The organism is Mesorhizobium sp. GW821-FHT07A06, from assembly GCF_059419085.1.
This window is the reverse complement of record NZ_JBWKRC010000001.1, coordinates 1,002,349-1,018,521: the sequence shown is the minus strand read 5'-3', so window position 1 is coordinate 1,018,521 and position 16,173 is coordinate 1,002,349. Positions and strand designations below refer to the sequence as shown.

The 16,173-nt window shown below is 58.3% G+C and carries 17 protein-coding genes and 1 pseudogene; 11 read left to right on the top strand and 7 right to left on the bottom strand.

Annotated elements, in window-relative coordinates; all coding sequences use genetic code 11:
* Window positions 1-94: 94 nt before the first annotated feature.
* Complete coding sequence (locus AC07SZ_RS05155) at window positions 95-1,003, top strand: LysR family transcriptional regulator (protein WP_494913558.1); 909 nt, start codon at window positions 95-97, stop codon at window positions 1,001-1,003.
* On the opposite strand, the gene AC07SZ_RS05150 is transcribed toward AC07SZ_RS05155, so the two are convergent.
* From AC07SZ_RS05150 to AC07SZ_RS05140, 3 genes are all read right to left on the bottom strand, one after another.
* Window positions 996-1,826: an ATP-binding protein gene (locus AC07SZ_RS05150; RefSeq protein WP_494913556.1), complete on the bottom strand. Its 831-nt coding sequence runs from the start codon at window positions 1,824-1,826 to the stop codon at window positions 996-998. The genes AC07SZ_RS05155 and AC07SZ_RS05150 overlap by 8 nt on opposite strands.
* A 113-nt stretch (window positions 1,827-1,939) precedes the next feature.
* Window positions 1,940-2,464 carry a plastocyanin/azurin family copper-binding protein gene (locus AC07SZ_RS05145; protein WP_494913554.1) on the bottom strand — a complete coding sequence of 175 codons (525 nt, stop codon included), beginning with the start codon at window positions 2,462-2,464 and terminating at the stop codon, window positions 1,940-1,942.
* Window positions 2,461-2,820 carry a DUF5602 domain-containing protein gene (locus tag AC07SZ_RS05140; protein WP_494913645.1) on the bottom strand — a complete coding sequence of 120 codons (360 nt, stop codon included), beginning with the start codon at window positions 2,818-2,820 and terminating at the stop codon, window positions 2,461-2,463. The genes AC07SZ_RS05145 and AC07SZ_RS05140 overlap by 4 nt, the downstream gene beginning before the upstream one ends.
* 645 nt (window positions 2,821-3,465) lie before the next feature.
* Between AC07SZ_RS05140 and AC07SZ_RS05135 the strand changes: the two genes are divergently transcribed.
* From AC07SZ_RS05135 to AC07SZ_RS05090, 10 genes and pseudogenes are all read left to right on the top strand, one after another.
* The gene (locus AC07SZ_RS05135) at window positions 3,466-4,011 is read left to right on the top strand and encodes a hypothetical protein (RefSeq protein ID WP_494913552.1); all 546 of its coding nucleotides are present in this window, start codon (window positions 3,466-3,468) and stop codon (window positions 4,009-4,011) included.
* 879 nt (window positions 4,012-4,890) lie between these two features.
* Window positions 4,891-5,394 carry a PTS sugar transporter subunit IIA gene (locus AC07SZ_RS05130; protein ID WP_494913551.1) on the top strand — a complete coding sequence of 168 codons (504 nt, stop codon included), beginning with the start codon at window positions 4,891-4,893 and terminating at the stop codon, window positions 5,392-5,394.
* A 532-nt stretch (window positions 5,395-5,926) separates the two neighbouring features.
* Complete coding sequence (locus tag AC07SZ_RS05125) at window positions 5,927-6,364, top strand: group III truncated hemoglobin (RefSeq protein WP_494913550.1); 438 nt, start codon at window positions 5,927-5,929, stop codon at window positions 6,362-6,364.
* 61 nt (window positions 6,365-6,425) lie between these two features.
* Window positions 6,426-6,887 (top strand): RrF2 family transcriptional regulator, encoded by a 462-nt coding sequence (locus AC07SZ_RS05120; protein ID WP_494913549.1) that lies wholly within the window; start codon window positions 6,426-6,428, stop codon window positions 6,885-6,887.
* Window positions 6,888-7,057: 170 nt separating this feature from the next.
* A complete protein-coding gene (locus tag AC07SZ_RS05115; RefSeq protein WP_494913548.1) occupies window positions 7,058-7,201 on the top strand; it encodes a hypothetical protein in 144 nt (47 codons plus the stop codon).
* Between the two features lie 184 nt (window positions 7,202-7,385).
* Window positions 7,386-7,601: a hypervirulence associated TUDOR domain-containing protein gene (locus AC07SZ_RS05110; RefSeq protein ID WP_494913547.1), complete on the top strand. Its 216-nt coding sequence runs from the start codon at window positions 7,386-7,388 to the stop codon at window positions 7,599-7,601.
* Window positions 7,602-7,730: 129 nt separating this feature from the next.
* On the top strand, window positions 7,731-8,741 hold the full coding sequence (locus AC07SZ_RS05105) for a cytochrome b/b6 domain-containing protein (RefSeq protein WP_494913545.1): 1,011 nt from the start codon (window positions 7,731-7,733) through the stop codon (window positions 8,739-8,741).
* Window positions 8,738-9,367: pseudogene (locus AC07SZ_RS05100) on the top strand (molybdopterin-dependent oxidoreductase). The gene AC07SZ_RS05105 and the pseudogene AC07SZ_RS05100 overlap by 4 nt, the downstream one beginning before the upstream one ends.
* Window positions 9,368-9,435: 68 nt before the next feature.
* A complete protein-coding gene (locus tag AC07SZ_RS05095) occupies window positions 9,436-9,876 on the top strand; it encodes a CBS domain-containing protein (RefSeq protein WP_494913544.1) in 441 nt (146 codons plus the stop codon).
* 351 nt (window positions 9,877-10,227) lie between these two features.
* Window positions 10,228-11,076, top strand: a complete 849-nt coding sequence (locus AC07SZ_RS05090) for a thermonuclease family protein (protein WP_494913543.1) — start codon at window positions 10,228-10,230, stop codon at window positions 11,074-11,076.
* 34 nt (window positions 11,077-11,110) lie between these two features.
* Here AC07SZ_RS05090 and AC07SZ_RS05085 read toward each other — a convergent pair whose 3' ends face one another.
* The 4 genes from AC07SZ_RS05085 to AC07SZ_RS05070 are packed head-to-tail and all read right to left on the bottom strand — an operon-like array spanning window position 11,111 to window position 15,927.
* Window positions 11,111-12,283, bottom strand: a complete 1,173-nt coding sequence (locus AC07SZ_RS05085; protein ID WP_162258887.1) for an OmpA family protein — start codon at window positions 12,281-12,283, stop codon at window positions 11,111-11,113.
* Window positions 12,280-13,671 carry a hypothetical protein gene (locus AC07SZ_RS05080; RefSeq protein ID WP_494913542.1) on the bottom strand — a complete coding sequence of 464 codons (1,392 nt, stop codon included), beginning with the start codon at window positions 13,669-13,671 and terminating at the stop codon, window positions 12,280-12,282. The genes AC07SZ_RS05085 and AC07SZ_RS05080 overlap by 4 nt, the downstream gene beginning before the upstream one ends.
* Window positions 13,668-14,492, bottom strand: a complete 825-nt coding sequence (locus tag AC07SZ_RS05075) for a hypothetical protein (protein WP_494913540.1) — start codon at window positions 14,490-14,492, stop codon at window positions 13,668-13,670. The genes AC07SZ_RS05080 and AC07SZ_RS05075 overlap by 4 nt, the downstream gene beginning before the upstream one ends.
* A complete protein-coding gene (locus tag AC07SZ_RS05070) occupies window positions 14,485-15,927 on the bottom strand; it encodes a hypothetical protein (protein ID WP_494913538.1) in 1,443 nt (480 codons plus the stop codon). The genes AC07SZ_RS05075 and AC07SZ_RS05070 overlap by 8 nt, the downstream gene beginning before the upstream one ends.
* Window positions 15,928-16,173 lie beyond the last annotated feature (246 nt).

Sequence of the window (16,173 nt, the reverse complement as noted above, 5' to 3'; positions counted from 1 at the left end):
GCTCCAACCGGCGCTGCGCAGCATCCAGCGCTAGGCTTGGTGGATTTGTAAGGAAGCCTATTAGCAGTACGATCTATTTGACAAACGAATTTGATTGACATTTGAAGGCAATTTTTATGCTATCATACTCGTGGATATCGAACTCGCCCGTACCTTCATCGAGATCGTTTCGACCGGAAGTTTCATTCGGGCTTCGGAGCGGCTCAACGTCGCGCAGACGACCGTTAGCGCGCGTATCCGCAGTCTCGAGCAGCAGCTGGGCCGGTCGCTTTTTGTCCGGCATAAAGGCGGGGCTTCGCTCACTCCGGCCGGTGAACAGTTCCTGCGCCATGCTCCGATGTTCGTCCAGTTGTGGCAACGCACCCTTCACCAAGTTGCTGTGCCCCCGGGACGCCGGGCTGTTCTGACGGTAGGCAGCGAAGTCAGCCTTGCGCAACCGCTTCTGCTCGATTGGGTCCGATGGATGCGCGGCTCGCTTCAGGATATTGCACTGCGCGTACACGTCGATGTGCCGCAGGATTTGATCAATCAAGTCGCGTCGGGAATGGTCGACTTAGCTATCATGTACGCGCCCCCGCACAGACCGGGTTTGAAGATCGATCTGCTGCTGGAGGAAAAACTCGTCCTCGTGACAACCAATTCCGAAGCGCGCCTGCTGGACGAATCCGATTATGTTTATATGGATTGGGGGCCGGATTTTGGACTTCACCATGGGATGAATTTCCCGAGTGCTGCGCCAGATCTTTCTTTCGATCTCGGTCCGCTCGCACTGAACTATGTTCTTGCGACTGGCGGCTCCGGATATTTCAGGATGAGTTCTGTGCAGCCTCACATAACAGCCGGCCGGCTGCATCTTGTGCCTGAGATGCCGCAATTCTCCTATCCGGTGTACGCGGTGCAATCCGCAAGCGCGGACGAAAGCGTCGTAGGTCCCGCTCTTGCCGGACTGCATTCCGTCGCACGCGACATCAAATCGCAGGATTCCTTTTCGACGCTTAAATAGCCTGTTCGATTGATGGGAATAGGAGGTCGACTGTCGTTCCGACGCCTTGCTCGCTCGCAACCCGGATCTGGCCACCAACCATCTTCGCCAATGCCTGCACGTGCGACAGTCCTATCCCTGTACCCTTCTCGCCCTTCGTCGTGAAGAAGGGATCGAATGCCTTTTGCAAGACCTCCGGAGGCATGCCGCAACCGTGATCTTTCACGCGAACGCACGCATAGGTTCCCGGCCCTGGCGGATCAGGCGATGCGTTCGTCTGTACCAATCGGCCGGTAGTGACCTGGATCTCGCCGCCATTTGGCATGGCATCACGCGCATTGATGACGAGATTAAGCACCGCTGCGTCGAAAAATGCGGGATCAATCAGACACTGCGGGATACCAGAACCAAGTTCGAGCTTCACTCTGATGTCCGGTCCCGCGCCATACCTGAGGAAGGGCTCGAAAGAGCTGAGGAACTCGTTCAAGTCGCCAGCGTGGGCATCGAGTTCCTGATGCTTTGCGAAAGCGAGCAGCTGCGACGTCAATTCGATCCCTCGGTCGATTCCTTCCCGTGCGGCGGCAATGTAGGCCCGCACACTTTCGGGCTGGTCGGCTCGTCTCTCCGCAAGCCTCAGGCCGGATTCGATTACTGCCAAGAGATTCCTGAAATCATGGGCAATACCGCCAGTCATCTCGCCCAAAGCGGCAAGCCGATGTGTCGCACGCTCACGTTGTTGGGCAGCAGTTAGGACGTCGATCGGCATGTCCGATACATGAGCGCTCTCGCAGTGCTCCATCTTGGAGCGTGCTGGAGTTTCGTACGAAAAAATATTGCCTGTCATGAAGGTCGTCCCCAATCGATCGATAACTGGCGATGGTCAGGAAACTCGCGCTTCCACTCGCATCGTCGAATTCAGTCCTCCTGTCGCCGACAGTAGTATGTCTCATGCATGGCCTAAGCGCGCCCGACGATCCCTTTCGCCATGATGTCTTCGACCGTCGGAAACGCCTTGAGGGCCTCCTCTGGGAGATCGCCATTCGCTCCGGCAAGTTCAGTCCAGCCATTCGTCTCGGGTCCGCCGACAATGATCCGGCCGACCATTCCAGCGTGCTCATGCGGAATGCAATAATAGTCGTAGACCCCCTGTTCAGTGAAGGTGATCGAAAAGCTTTCGCTCGGCAGGAGGTAGTCGGAATCCCAAGATTTTGCCGTCCTGGGCATGCGAAGCGATCGCCCGAAGTTTGTCGGATTGTACGCCGTCGTCGTGTGCGAATTGCCAGGATTGAGATTGGTCCAGCGGACCGTCTGACCTGGTTTGATCAGAATGCCGATTGGGTCGAACCAGACGTGCGAGCCCTCGTCGCGCCCTTGCATCCCGATGTCCACCGCCCTGCTGGCCCATGTGGTCGACGGGAATAGGGAAAGGGAGGCGGCAAGCCCGCCGCCCTTTCCCAGCATCTCACGACGCGTGAGCGTCATTTGGCGACCCGCGCTTCGTCAGCAACCGAGACATGCCAGAGCACGACGTGGGCATGCGGGACTTCGACGCCTGGATGGCCGGCATTGTAGTAGACATCGACGTGGTCGACATTTCCGCCCGGGGCCGCGAGGTTGTCAAAACGTTTGTCCGGATTGAGATCCTTGATCGGCAGCATGTAGATGGTGCTGACAAGCTTGCCGTCGTGGTCATAGGCAAGGAACGGCCCCGCTGGCAATCTAGCCGGATCAACGAAGAGTTGGCCCATGCCTGGTAGGAAGTCGGGCAATTTCACAAGCTTGCTGACCTGTTGGTAAGGAGCAGCTGGCGGAGATTTGGTGACATCATTCGCCGCCATGGCGAAAACTGAACTACCCGTTGTCAGGGCAACTACGAGGACGAGTGTCTTAATCACGGCAAACTCCTTGTTCAAGTAGAAGCCCCGGTGACCGAAAAATTGGAAGACTTGTAATCCGATTTTCATGGGCGACACGGCTGTTCGGGCCCGCTCAGCAAGTATGAGACACCCACGTTCGTCAAACGAAATTAACTGGTGTTTCAGTGCATTTTTTCTGCACACAGGTCCTTTTTGGCATGTTTAGTCCGGTTTACGATCGACGAATTCTCTTCACACCTTCGATTGCGAAGGTCCTGGAATGCGGACTGCCGAGATCGGTTATCCCGTTCGCTCAGGCGGTAAACATATATGGGATTCGTAGCTGACGAGCCTCTCGCCTCCCTATGTCCCATCGGCAAGGGAAGTGCGCTGTGGATCTGCCTGGCGGCCAGCCAGGCTGGGCATGCGCGATATCAGAAGAGATCGGGCTGTTGCTCACCCGGTCATCGCCGATGTGCCGATTGGAGGGCCGACTCCCGGAACAGGCCGTGGCGTTCGCCGGGAGCGGGCGCGGACGGCCCGGCCCTGAGCAGACAAGGATTGCGCAGACGGGATGGCCGATCCACTGTAGACATCTGGTCCCGCGACACATGCAAGGGAAATTTCATGACCTATTTCCAGCGCGGCCTTCTGGCCGCTGTCCTCATGCTTCTCGGGCTCGTCTTCTGGCCGCTTCTCGCCGTGGGCGGTTTAATCGCTTGGACGGTCTACAGCGACATTCGCGATGAGCCGGAACGCAAGAGGCAGGAGGCGGAATCCGAGGCCCGCCTCAACAAGCCGATTACCGTCGAGGACATGCGCTGGAGCTGCGAGTCGCCCGCGGAGGAGGCCTTCTTCGACGCCATGGTTTCCGCTTACGCGATGACGGCCGGTCCCGGTTGCATCGCGGGAGACGGCATCCAGCTACGGACCCAGATCGGGCTTGGCCAACTGCGCATCGGGCGCAGCTCGGCATGGAGACAATTCCGGGGAGATTTCCTCATCGACGACAAACTCGTGGTCGAAATCGACGGGGCGACGGGGCGACGTGGCACGGCAGCCCGGACGCCATGGCCCGGGATGCCGCACGGGACGAGGTCATTCATGCGGAGGCCTACACGGTCTTGCGCATTCCGGCGAGCGTCGTCTTCGACACGCCTGCCGAGGCCGTGAGACGGGTCGAGGAGGTTCGCCGCCGACTGAGCGTCGTGCCTGATGTCACGGGCTGGTCTCACGGGTCCGCTGCGCACCGCACACGGAGCAGTCCCTGCAGGTCGCCTATACCTTCTCGCAGACCTATTCCGACGGGTTCCCCAGCGGCGTGAGGGAATTCGAGGAGCCTCGCGGGTACATACGCCTGAAAAAAGTCTAGCGCGGCCAGTGCTGGCGCCGCGGCGGCCCGGCGATGAGCGCCGGACAAGCCGCCGCTATCCAAATCCCTAAGCGAAACTGCCCAGGCTGCTGACTCCGCCCACAAAGGCAGGGCCATGGCGATCGCCGCCGAATAATCTGAAGCCGCCGCATGGCGGTCGTGACTGCCTAACCCGAATCGTGACATCATTACCGAACGATGCCGCTGTGAGCGGTGTCGTGCCGCTACTCGGCATCGCCAAGGCGCTGCGGAGCACATTTCAGGTTGCCCGCCATCAATTCTGCTACATCAAGATGTTGTGGTCCCCTGAGCGAACGGGATAAGTGGTTTGCCGGGATGCCAAATTCATGTGCGATGGCTCCCGAACGCTGGAAGCCCTAATGGTCGAGCTCCGCTATACCTTATAATTCATAATAGCCGTGAAGCGACCGCCGCTTTGGTCGCCGCTTGATTTCGAAAAACCTTCCACTACATGTCAGTTGTCATGAATATCATCCTGCTAAATTCTCGTCGAGAGCCGCAACGCATTGAAGCAGGCCTCTAGCCCGGACGCGAAAAGACTCTGGCCTCGCGTCCGGGACAGCCAAAATCCAATCCAAAATGGAACTGCTGTCTTGCGTGCGCGATGCAGGCGAACGCTCGTTCGCAACCGCGTTTGGATCAGCTTAGAGGCGACTGTGATGATCTCCCACTTCTTGTCGTTGTCGGAAGAAGACATTTTGCTTGACCTCGCCACAAAGGGAAAGCATTCGGCCTTGTCAAGGATCGCCGTGAGAATCGCACGCAGATCCGGGCTGGACGAGCAGATGGTTCTCCGCAGTCTTTTGCACCGCGAGTTCCTCGGCTCGACGGGCATCGGCCGCGGCGTGGCGATCCCACACGCCTCCTTCGACATGATCTCTTCGCCTGTCGCGTCTTTCACACGGCTGGCTCCGCCTGTCGATTTCGACGGACCAGACGACTATCCCGTCGATATCGTATACACGTTACTCTGGCCGCGCTCCGCCGTTTCCGCCTTCCTTCCCTCTCTTTCACAGGTGTGCCGGGTGCTTCGGGCGCCTCGGACCCGAGAGGGGCTGCGACAGGCACAGTCAGCCGGCGAGGTGTTGGCGATACTCGATGCTGGCCTGCGTCCGACCATTTTCTCCAGTTCGCACGCTGGCCAGGCCGGGCTTCATGCCTAGGCGGCCGGGCAATGCCTGGACGCATAGTCGCTGACGTACGCTGCTGGCGTCGTGTGGAAAGTGACCTCCGATCGGGTTCAAGCTTCCCTGCCAAAGCATTGCGGCATGGCCTTCACGATGGCGCGACACACGGATTGGCCAACCGGTGGCTTTTCCTGTGAGGCCTCCGAACAAGCCTCGGGCTTCAGCTGAGTGCGGTTCAGCAGAAGACCTGCCAATGCATCGTCACCCACCGCATGATCGACGTTCCTAAAACATAGATTGACAATATATGTTTTAGTTGAGATGCTCAGTCGAGCCCAAGCCAAGATGCCATGACAATGCAAGCCATCGATCCTCATCCCAAGACGCGGTTGCAACGATGCGCACTATTGGTGCCTCGCACGAGGCAAGCCATTCGTATCGGCAGTCGGCCAGCACTTTCAAGGAACCCCTGCAGTCGGCAGCTTGGACTGTCTGTCACCAATGCCAAAAGCCAGCCTAGCCTTGAGATGGAAGCGCGCACATGAGCGGGAACAGTCTGAGCAAGAGAATGATCATCGTCGACGGCGTCCCGTTGCCGGATGTGCTTGACGAGACCATGATCCATGGTGTGGTTCACGGCTTCTATGACGAGATTCGCCGCGATGAGCTTCTTGGCCCCATCTTCCACCAGAGGATACAGGCTGACGAGTGGCCGCGTCATCTGGCAAAGATGTGTGACTTCTGGTCCGCGACTCTGCTGCGAACGGCCCGATATGAAGGGCGGCCCCTGCCACCGCATCTAGCGATAGCCGGCCTTGGCGAGGTGCATTTCCGTCGCTGGTTAAAGTTGTTTCGCGCCACGGTGCATCGCATCTGTCCACCTGAGGTTGCGACGTTGTTCATGGATCGCGCGCTGCGCATCGCTCACAGTTTCCGCCTTGCTGTCGCCTTCAGTCGTGGCGAGACCACAATTGGCATCGAACCGATTGTCGAGAAAGACCTGTGATGCCGAATTGGTTTGAGAGTGGTTGCCATAACCGCAGACCAATCCGAGAGAGGAACTGCCAGTGAGGCTGACAAATTTCTCAGACTATGCTTTGAGGATGCTGATGTACGCGGCCTCCACTGGCGATCGCCTGATCACGATCGAGGAGACCGCCCGCACCTTCAAGGTGTCGAAGACACACCTCAACAAAGTCGCCAATACCTTGACGCGCGGCGGCTACCTGAAGGCGGTCCGCGGCCGTTCTGGCGGCCTTGTTCTGGGGCTCCGGCCCGAGATGATCCGGATCGGCGATGTCATAAGGCTGACCGAGCCGGATTTCGCGGTTGTCGAGTGCTTTGCCACCGGAAACCAATGCGTGCTCACAGGCTCCTGCAAGCTTTCAAGTATGTTTGGCGAAGCGATAGCCTCCTTCCAGAGCATCCTCGATCGTTACACGTTGGCTGACGTCGTACTGATGCCTCAACATTTCCTCGGCAGGCCGTCACCGCTCCAAGCTTCCAGCGCAGCGCGAGGCGGTGGGTAAGGTCGACCTCTCCTTTCGATCGGAGACAAAATGTTTCGCCGCGAAGGATCAAGAGCCGCACTATCTCGTCGCCGGATCAATTTGAGGACGGAGCAGACACGTCCCAGTCACCTACGCAGGCGCTGTCCTCTACCGGACGCATGCCGATTTTTCTCGCACGGAGACGAGCCATGGCTGAACTAAAGAAGAGCGATAAGCCGATAACAAAGCAGTTTGAGTCCGGTATCGACCCAGACAACAGTCTGTTGCCGATGCTGATCGGCGGCCTTGTCCTGATCGTCATCGGCGCGATCGTAGTCATGATGTTCGTCTAGTATCGGATTCCACAGGTGCCGTGTCGCGCATGTCGACACCCCGACGTTTGGCGAGTTGAAAAGATCAGCTTTTGGGTTGAGTTGGCGAGAGATCAGCAAACTCTAGAGAGTCTGTCTCGCGGGTGCGAAAACTCGGTTTGAACCGCTTAGATGATCGGCAGCGCCAATATCGATCGGAGGGATCATGGGAGACAAATTCGAAATTGGCGATCATGTGAGCTGGAAATCAGAGGCCGGGCGCGTCAGCGGCACGATCGTTCGTAAGCATACGAGCGACTTCGAAGTCAAAGGCTACGCGCGCCGTGCGAACGCGGAAGCGCCGCAATACGAGATCAAAAGTAGCAAGACCGAACACGTCGCCTTCCACAAAGGTTCGGCGCTCACAAAGTTCCGCGACTGACGCCCCACGCCAGGCGCGATGGACGCCAGAAAGCGCTTGCCGATGCCAAGGAACCCCCAATCTTCGTCGCCGGAGCCGCTCCGCGCCAAGCTCAGCAATGCTGATGATCGCGTCCGTCTCAATCACTGGATGCCGCCACAACATGGGATCGCGCCGCGTATCCGGATCGGCCGGCGCTTCAATACGCTATGGGCGCTGCCCATCGGGGCTGCGGCGCTACTCTGCCTGATCGCGCTGGCGCAAAGCCTGCGCGATCAGCCAAGCGTAGCTGGGTTCATCCAGAGCCGTCGCGGCATCGCGCAATCGGCGCTGTCAGTCGATTCCGGATTCCCTTGGTGGCTGCAACTACAGCATTTCCTTAATATGTTTTTCATGCTGTTCATCATACGGGCCGGCCTGCAGATCCTGGCCGATCACCCACGGCTCTATTGGAATCGCGACTGTACGCCGGGAAGCGACTGGTTCCGATTCCAGATTCCAGTCCCGAAGAGCCGCGTCTGGACCGCCAAGGACGATTCCGTCACCCTGCCGACATGGTTGGGCATTCCCGGACTGCGCCACGCACTTGGCCTGTCGCGCTGGTGGCACTTCTCGGTCAACCTATTGTGGCTGATCAACGGTGTCGCCTTCTACGCTCTGCTGCTTTCAACCGACCAGTGGCGCAGGCTTGTGCCTGTTACCTGGGAGGTCTTTCCCGCAGCGCTCTCGACCGCAATTCAATATGCTTTGCTGAATTTTCCAGCCGATGAAGGCTGGACCCGCTACAATGGCCTCCAGCAGGTCAGCTATTTCATCACGGTGTTCGTAGCGGCGCCTGTCTCGATCTTCACCGGCCTTATGCAGAGCCCCGCGATTTCCAATGCGCTTGGATGGTTCGGCCGGTTGTTCAACCGGCAGGCCATGCGGTCGGTTCACTTCATCTCGTTCGCCTGGTTCGTCGGCTTCATCCTGGCGCATGGTGCCATGGTTCTCGTCACTGGAATCCGGCAGAACACATATCATATGTTTGCCGGTGTCGACGATGCGTCGTGGACAGGATTTCCGCTGTTTCTCCTTGCGATGGCCATCTTGATCGCTGCTTGGCTCGTCGTCTCGCCTCTCACAATCCGCAATTGGTGCAGCGCACGGGTGCATTCATGATCGGCTGGCTCATGGGGCTGGCCGAAGGCTGGGACCCCCGCTCGCAGCTAACCAAGAAGGACATCTCGCCTTACTTCTGGCCCAACGGCACGATGCCGAACTCCAGAGAGTTCGATGACCTCGTGGCGGAGAACTTCGCAGGCTACAGGCTGCGGATCGACGGTCTCGTCGAGATACCGCGGGAGTTCTCGCTGGCCGACCTCAGGGCGATGGCGAAGCAGGAGCAGATTACGACGCATTTCTGCATCCAGGGCTGGTCCGGCGTCGCCGAATGGGGCGGCGTTCCCATGCACGTCATTCTCGACTTGGTGAAGCCGACGGAGGAGGCCCGTTACGCCGTCGTCTACTCCCTCGCGGACGGCGCCGATGGTGGGCGCTACTAAGATGTACATAAGATCGAGAACATGCGCCATGCGCTGACGATTCTCGCCTACGAAATGAACGGCGCACCGGTCAGCGTCCTGCATGGTGCACCATTGCGGCTACGCTGCGAGAACGAGTTGGGTTTCAAAATGGTCAAGTGGGTTACGGCAATCGAGTTCGTCCACGACTTCGCCGATCTCGGCGCCGGCCACGGCGGCTACAATGAGGACCACGAATTCTACGGCTTCCGGATGCCGATTTGATCGCTTCTTGCGGTCGCCGTCGTAACCGCGCCGTTCAATCGGCGTTGAAGGTAGCAGGAGTTGGCACGATGATCGTCAAGAATATACTGCCGCGCGCGCTCGAGCGCCTGGCCGTGATCGAAGCAGGAGCACCGGTTAGGGAGGCAGCCGCGCTGATGTCCAAGCCGCATACCGATCTCATCGTCGTGTGCGATCACGGCGACATGGTCGGTGTTTTGACGAAGACAGACATCGTTGGTCAGATCAGCCGGTGCATCGGTTTAGGCTGCACGGCAAGGGTGGACAGCATCATGACGCGCGACGTCACCTATTGTCGGACACAGGAAGCGCTGCTCGATGTCTGGTCATTGATGAAGGAACGCGGCCTGCAGCGTGTTCCGATCCTCGACGAGGCACGCAGGCCGCTCGGCATCATTTACGCGCGGGAAGCGCTGCAGGCTCTGCTGTCCGAATCGGAGAACGAAGACGAGCTACTTCGCGACTACATATCCGGGGTTGGATATCGGTAAACCGAGTGGCCGTCGCCGGGCTCTGTCCTGTCCTATGACGCGTGTCCGCGTCGATATAGCACCGCGACATGCGCCTCGTCTTCCAAAACAACAACTGATACAGCGGCTCGGCGCTCCATCCAACCACGCCTCCTCAGCTAGGAGCGAAAGGTTGACGGTGGTCGCTCCCAAATACCAGCGTGCCCTGTGCCCGACCAGATCCGGCCCGTTGGTTTTATGTGGCCTTCACGAACCCGCTGCGAGAAGTTATTCAGCGTCCCAACCCTGGCGCGGTCGGTTAACCGAGCTTCCCCATCGCATATGGCGAAAAGTGCGGTTTTGGGGCATTGTTCAATGCATCGGGGGCGGCAAATGGATCATCTTGGTCAACTTAAGCGACGGCGCAAAGCCAAGTCGGTAACGCGACGTTCCCCACAGCGCTCGAAGGGAAGCGGACTTTGGGCGATCGCAGCTGCGCTCGCAGTTGTTGGCGCTGCGGGATATTTCGGGTTCAGCTTCATCTCAGGCATTAGTCCTGGCCTCGTCTCCTACGCGCAGGGCAAAACTGCGGTCCAGGAGTATTTAGTCGGCCGTGCTTCCGTCATCGACGGTGACACAATCGAAATCCACGGTAAGCGCATCCGCTTTAATGGCATCGACGCGCCCGAGTCGTCTCAAACCTGTACAGACGGGAACGGCAAGGCATACCTATGCGGCGCAAAGGCTGCCGAAGCGGTGGACCAATTTCTGGCCGCCTCGTCCCCCACCCGATGTGTATTCGTAGCCCGTGACCGCTACGGCCGTTTCGTCGGGAACTGCTTCCGAGCGGACGGAGAAAGCGTTCAGGCTGCACTCGTCAGGGACGGCTGGGCTCTTGACTGGCCGCTTTACAGCAAAGGCGCCTACGCCGAACTGCAGGAGACGGCAAAGGCCGAAGGCAAAGGGATATGGATCGGCGCGTTTGAACGCCCGTGGGAATGGAGGGCGGATCGCCGGCATGGCAAGGGTACGACAGCGCCGATCGTACCGCTTGTCGGCGTTTCGTCCGGTTCAGACGGATGCGACATCAAAGGCAATATCAATTCGTCGGGCGAGCGTATCTATCACGCGCCCGGGCAAGAACACTACGACAGGACCCAAATCACGCTGAGCAAAGGCGAGCGATGGTTTTGTTCCGAGGCCGAAGCATTGGCTGCAGGGTGGCGACCCGCCCTTCGCTGATCGTCGAAACCGTCTAACCCGTGCTGCTGTTGCGTCACTGAATCTTCGCGCCGACCTCCGTTGTCGACGGCGAATTGCGTTTCCTGACCCGGATCTCTATGCGACGCCGCGATTTCACGTCACCTGCTTGGGTTCCGTTGGTCAGGGTGTCGTCGGGAAGGATCAGTTGGGCCCCCGACATGGGCAGAATGGTAACCGCCTGGAGAGCCGGGACGCTTTTCAGGACTTTTGCTACGGCAATCGCGCGCGCGAGCCCCAGACCCGCATTGTCCGCAGGGTGCAGCATGCCGACGGGGGCAGCGCCGCCGAGTACCTCTTGAAGCTCGGCGTCAAGGTTTGATCCAAGGCGTGAGATCTTCTGCTCATCGGTGTGCCCGATGACCTCCACGACGTCAACCGCATATTTCGCGGCTATATCCGCAATCTGTCCGGCGGTGTTTTCTCGTAGGGCCGCGTCAAAGCTCGGGCTGAGTTCCGCGCTGCCCGACTTGAAGAAGTATCCGTTCGTTTCGCTGAGACTGATAATCGGCGGCCATTCGTGGGGCTTTGCGTTGCCTTCAGATTCCTTAGCCTTGCGAATGACCTCAAGCAGTTGCTCTTCCGGCGTCTGCTTCGAGGGCAAGACGACGACCTTGTCTCGGAGCACTTTGATCGCCGGGGCAAGCTTTTCGATATCGTTGGCAGTCAGCCCGGAATCCCGGAGCCGTCCTGCCGCGGGTACAAGTTCCGCCACGTCGTTTGCCGAAATCCCTTGCTCCCGAAGCTTCTTGACGACATCGGCTCCTTCCCTCGCCTCTGAGAGGGTCAGTTCATTCTTGCTGAGTTCCCGAAGGATGGGCGCTTGTTTCTTGACCTCTTCGAGAGTGAGACCGGACTCCAATATCTGGTCCACCGTCTTTTTTGCGAGTTCCAGTTCGCGCCATTCCTTTTCGAGTTCGTCGCTGCCAGCAACTGTCTTTCGGAAGACCTCGAGTTTTTCTGCGAGCAGAACGTTCGAGTCTTTCTGCTTCTGAAGTTCAACCTCGACCGCCAGCTTGTCCGCTTTGATGCGTTCAGAAGTGGACCGCTCTCTTGAGATGATCGCACCCGCTGCCAACAAGAGGCAGAAGACGAGCAGCAGCATGGACTCGGCCATGGTGAGACCGAGAATAAGGCCGCGGCCATAGCCTCTTTGCTCGCTTGAGACTGACGTTCCCTGGGTGCTCAACGGCGGTTCCACCACCGCTTGCTGTCAGGCTCGCTCTCGACAGTTCTATCCACGGGGGAAACTGCATCCCCTGCCGTTTCGGACGCATCCCGACCGTTCGGCTGCGCCGCTTGAACTTCGGCGGGGGCAGCCTCGGCGACAATGTCATCAAGAAGCGGAGTCGCCACTAAGCCGTCGCCGAAATGGTGGACGGCACCGTTTGACGCGGCAGCCACGCCATCGGATAGAGGTTCGAATACACCGGGTTTCGAGACCGCGCGCGTTTCGAAGAGCATCTTTTCGAGCATCTTTTCCAAGAGCTTCTGCATGTCTGCATTCTGCTGTTGGACATGGCGAGCAAGGCTGTCTGTGCTCCGCTGGAACAGAGCGGACGCCTCCACCGACTTCTCCATGATCTGAAGCGACCGCCCACTTGTCTCCACGATTTTCGCGGCGGCATTGGTGATCAGGTCCATGCGGTGAGCCTGATCTTTGCTGAGGGCCTCGGTCCTGGCGCCGTAGTCGACGACGATTTTGCCGAGCTCCCTGACAAGCGGACCAAGTTCGTTCTTCAGGACGGCTTCGGGTATCATGACCGCTTCGAGTTTCCTGGCCACGGCGTCGACCTGGCTCCCGAGTTGAGACGTCGAACTGGCCATCCCGCTGTTGGCCTTCTCGAACACGTCACCGGAGTTATCGACCTTTTCCGCGATTTCGGAGAGCTTGGATGCAATCTGACCAAAGCTGTTGTTGATCGCGGCGCTGAGTTTGGCTGACGCGTCCTGAACTGGCTTGATGGCTTCGTTCGCCATCTTTTCCAAAGCTCCTTTGAGTTGCTCCCCAGTATCGTCGGCATGCCTGACGATCTCGTCGAACCCTTCGCTGATCATCTGATTGCTCACCCGACGGAAGTCGGCAAATTCGCGCGTGGCGCTTTCCATCTCCGAGCGTACGCGTCGCGTCATGGTCGCCAATTCATGGCGTGTCGCCCTCTCGACATCGAGAACGTCTCTCCGCGTCTGATTGTAGAGGATGCGAAGAGCGATTCCGAAGATCGTGGACGTGATCGCGATGCCGAAGTTCCGGATGACGTCGTCTGTCGAAGACACTGAGGTGAATTGATATAGGGAAACGCCCAAACTCGACAGCGTGAACAGGAAGCCCATGTAATAGAGGTTGTCGCCGGTCTGCTCTTCGTGGAGCCGGATTCGCCCCGAAAACCAGGACAGCGACAAATATCCGATCATCAGCACGATCGGGACCGTCATGGAAACGAACGGATTCACCCCCCACAGCTTCGAGACCGCGATGAAGATGCAACCGGTGAGGGTAAACGCGGCGAAGGCATAAAGCGGCAGGTTCCGGAGAAGACCGGTCGAAAACTCTTCGCCGACTGTGTGGCGGTTCAATTCATTCCCTCCAGTCGTGGCGACGGCAGAAAGTTGCCACGATTTTCTACGACCCACTTAGCCCAGAATTCCAGATGATCGCGCCCGTCAAAGGGTTTGGCCGCGCGATCGACATACCAGATCGCAACGTCAACCCCGTCCAGCGTCGTTCGGTATTTAGCATTCGCCGGACTGTTCAGATACGCTCCGTAGCTGACGCCTGACTTGTACTGGGAGTACAGCTTCGTGTGTTCGATCATGTCGGAGGCTACGATCAACTGTTTCGCAGCGCCGGGTTTCGAAAATCTGTCGAAAACCGTGAGCTTGATTTGCTGAATGGCCGCCATGATCGGCGACTGATTGCCGGATTGGCCATTGGGGATGCTCTCCGAGACCTTCTCCAACGGCTTGTTGAAGGCCTCTTCCCATTGGCGTTGGCGCCTGGCGGGATTGTTGGTCCATTGATCGACAGTGGAGCCGTCACCGGGATTGCAGCCGTCAAACATCTTGACGAGTTCGCCCGGGTTCTCCGTGAGGCCAAAAATCTCGAGTAATCCGCCGACCGGGATCGCCGACACGGTCTTTTGGAACCTATTCTTGATATCGAGCAGTGTCGTGTCGGAGATCGGATCGGTCGTATCGACCAAGAACACGTTTACCGCCACGGGGCCGTCAAGCGGACACAAGGTTTCCTTGGCCAGCTTCGTTTGGGAATTGGCCTTCGCGTAGAGGTATCCTAATCCACCAATCAATGCCCCGGAGAGGGCGAGCAAGCATATGCCGGCCACAACAGCGCCCAATCGGCCCTGTTTGCGGTTTTTTCTCCTTCTCGTCCTAGCCATTGGGGGCCGTCTCCGGATGCAGCTTGTCCAGTTCGCGGTACTGGTCGATGCCGTCGTCGCACACCGCGGCGATCTTTCTGATCTGGTCGGATAGGTCTGCCTGTGCCTTGCGTATGGACTCGGCGACGTCTTTATCCGTAAGTTCGCTCTCCCCTGCTTTTGTGGGTTGAATACGGTCCAGCTTGTAAGCGCCGTCGAAGTACTTCGGAGCAGCTTCCGTCCGTGCCTTGGCATTGGCTTCCCGATAGCGTTTGAGCAGCACGTTTGCAGTCCGTTCGAGCTGCTCTTGGTACTGGACAAACAAGGAGAGCAGCTTCGCCCGATGGGCGATGATCGCATTGTGGTCTCGGCGGCGGCTGCTGAGGCCCCTTATGATTTCGTCGACCTTCTCATTGTGGTCGTCCCGTACGGCGAGCAGTTCTTCGATCAGGTCTTCCTGGCGGGTCGCGTAAGTCGTGCGCGCCGCAAGTAGCCTTTTGTACACCGCGGCATATCCGAGATACGGGTCTTTCAGGTACCAGCCGTCGATGAAGGCAAAGATCGAAAACATCAGGCCGATGCCAAAGAGCAGCCAGGATTTGATGTCCACCAGGCCGAGCGGGTCATGCCGGATTCTATCCATAACGATAAGTCCAGCGTCTTCGAGGATGCTGCCAGCCACCTCCCGGTAGTGGGCAAGCCCCAGGTTCAACGCGACAGCAAGCCCAGCATAGCCAGCGATGGAAAGGTATCCGAGAAGCTTCAGGATCGTGGACCGGTGGACAGTGAGGCTGACGCAAAATAGGGCGAAAACCAAAGCGATCCCGATATTGAGGAACGAGAAGCTCATGGCCTCGGTCACGCCCCCGACGATTCCCATATCGCTTCCCTTTGCGAGGAAGACGCCGTTCATGATCGACTCGACGAGAAAGAGGAAGGACAGGAACGACACCTTGAAAAACCATACGTGGCCCTCTGACAGCCGCGGGGCGCGCGAGATCCCGTGTCGCTTGCGGAAATCGGCATAGTCTTCTTCGGCAGCGTTCAACGCCCGTCGCAATCCATGGAGTTCGTTGCGTCCTCTGACGACCTCCGCCTTGAAGTTGGAAACGCCTTCGGCGTTTGCTTTGTGGATGTCGGAAAACTGCCCTTCGAAGTCCAGGCCGCCGAGCCTGCCGGCGAACGAATGGAGTTGGTCCTCCAGGTTATTGTACGCCGTACTCCTGGCGTCCTGGACCTTGCTGACGATCGCCAGTTCGACGTCGTCAAGTGATTTCGAGCTCTTCGAGGGCTGGTTGGCCGCGCCGCGGGTCTGCCCTTCTTCCGCGAGCTTCATGTCACGTGCGACTCTGTCTACGTCCAGGTTCGGAAATATTTCAGTCGTGACCACAAAATCATGGCTCGTCTCACGAACCTTTTCCAAGATCCGGTTGAGCCCGTCAAACGCCTTCGTCAACTCTTTACCCCTTGCCCACTTTCCCATGGTCAGCCCGTGCGTGGCCTCTTAAGCAAAGAAACCGGTGTCGACAACAATAATGACGATCTACATGAGTTGAGGCAGAGGAGGACCACAGAATCTGTCACCTGTTTGCAGATCGAAACGGGCTTCGCGTATGACCAGGGATTGTTCTGGGAAATGTCGCCCTGAGGCGATTGTCGGTACCTCCCTCGCGCTTGATAGCCGGAAACAATTTTGAGAATG